The organism is Streptomyces sp. NPDC004031, assembly GCF_053604375.1.
The window spans coordinates 1-1,843 of record NZ_JBSGHL010000148.1 but is presented as its reverse complement, the minus strand read 5'-3'; the positions used below and the strand labels follow the sequence as shown (position 1 = coordinate 1,843).

At 54.3% G+C, this 1,843-nt stretch carries 2 protein-coding genes; both read left to right on the top strand.

The features are described 5' to 3' along the window. Positions 1–391: 391 nt before the first annotated feature. The gene (locus tag ACWERV_RS36715; protein WP_198113129.1) at positions 392–1,324 is read left to right on the top strand and encodes a DNA-methyltransferase; all 933 of its coding nucleotides are present in this window, start codon (positions 392–394) and stop codon (positions 1,322–1,324) included. Beyond that, entirely contained in the window at positions 1,324–1,548 is a 225-nt protein-coding gene (locus ACWERV_RS36710; protein WP_376498674.1) for a hypothetical protein, read from the top strand. Before ACWERV_RS36715 ends, ACWERV_RS36710 begins: the two co-directional genes overlap by 1 nt. Positions 1,549–1,843 lie beyond the last annotated feature (295 nt).

The following is a 1,843-nucleotide window of genomic DNA, read 5'->3' as shown; positions in this document are numbered from 1 at the left end:
CGGGCTTTTTCGCATCATCAATAAGGTGGGCGAACTAACGTGAGCGGCGGCTTCGGGGCCGAAAAGCACGGTCAAGCACTTTTTATTCATGGCATGGCTGAAGGTATGGATTTCGCCGTTCGCCGCGAGCGCTGCGATGCCCCTCATTGATGACTCGGTTTCGCGTGGTATCGAAATCGCTCAGAGCCTTGCCCAGCAACGGTTCGAGCCTCAAAAACAACACCTTCAAATCGTGGTATCGGAAGGGCCGTATGGCATCGCTCCATGCCATTCCCGATCCAACCGGATCGACGCAAACGTTTGATCTGGTGAAGAAAAGTCAGATCGTCCGATACCATGCGCAGAACTCGCCAAAAAGCCGCCTTTCGATGCTGCCCTGTTGACGAATTAGTTGCATCATCAATGGCTACGTCGTTTCGGAAAACGCGAGAATGCCTGCCTTCTTGCGCAGGTCACGATTGAGCAATCACATCACCGATTGCTTGAAATGTTTAACGACGCACAAGAATTCCAAAAAAAGCCGTTCAGTCTGTATCAAGGCGATTGCCTTGAACTCATGAAGTCGATCCCAGATGCAAGCGTTGACATGGTCCTTTGTGATTTGCCATATGGCACCACTGCTTGTAAGTGGGATGTCGTAATACCGTTCGATAAACTGTGGGAGCAATACCGGCGCGTGGTGAAGCCTAACGCCGCTATTGTGCTGTTCGGATCGGAACCATTTTCAAGCCACATGCGGCTTAGTAATTTGCGAGCCTATCGCTATGATTGGACATGGGACAAGGTGACAGCTCGCGGGCATCTGGTTGCAAAAAAACGGCCCATGCAGCAAACGGAATGCGTAAGCGTTTTTAGTGAGCAGCCGCACAGGTATTTCCCGATCATGATTCCCCGCCCGGCAGACAAGATTGAGCGACGCGGCAAGACGGAATACGCCAGAACGGAAATTATGGGCGGCATGCAGAGGGCGGTGAGCACAGACAAGGTTTACGACACTTGGTATCCGAAGACGCTTTTGAAATTTTCAAACGCCGGAAGTTCTGTGAAGTCTGTCCACCCAACTCAGAAGCCGGTGGGGCTTTGCGAGTACCTAATTCGCACCTATACCAACGAAGGTGAAACGGTGCTGGACAACTGCATGGGAAGCGGCACGACCGGCGTTGCGTGCGCGAACACGGGGCGGAAGTTCATCGGCATGGAGCAGGACGCAGGCTATTTCAAGATCGCCAGCGAGCGGATCGAGCAGGCGTTCCAGAAGGGTGTCGAGCAGGTGCTTGAGAGGCGTGGCGAGTCTGCCGACCTGTTTGCTGGTACGCTGGCGTGATGACGAAACTTGACATCGCGGTTGGCATCGTTGGCGCGGTGGCCTCGCTTGGGGCTGCTGTGTTCTGGCTTTGGTCCGCGCTGATCCAAGTGCCGAACAACATCGACACCTTCATCGGAGAGTTGCAGCGTATCGGGCGTATGAATGGGCGAGGCGCGATATGCGCTTGTGTGGCTGCGGCGTGCGCGTCCTATGCGTTCCTTAGAAGCATCGGGTGGGTCTGATGGTCTAGCAGTATCCGGCAACTACAGGCAGAAACGGGCAATTTTTTAACGTGGTATTTCGCGTGGCATCGGAAAAAGTGACCTGTATAAAAATCATTAAAATCAAAGTGTTACAAGGCTCATTGATGAGTGAGTGGGAGTGATCTAGACTGCTCCCAAGTCGTTCCGGGAGTTCCGGTTTTCCCTGTTTTTCCGTTTATCCGGACAGGTTGGTGCCGGGCCAGGGGAGGTCGCCCGTGCGGGGGCCGGGGCTGTGGTGCTCGTACGGTGCGGGGTGGAAGTCGAGGTCGTCGCC

Coding starts and splice junctions, on each gene's coding strand:
- ACWERV_RS36710 (WP_376498674.1), top strand. CDS start 1,324: ATGACGAAACTTGACATCGCGGTTGGCATCGTTGGCGCGGTGGCCTCG.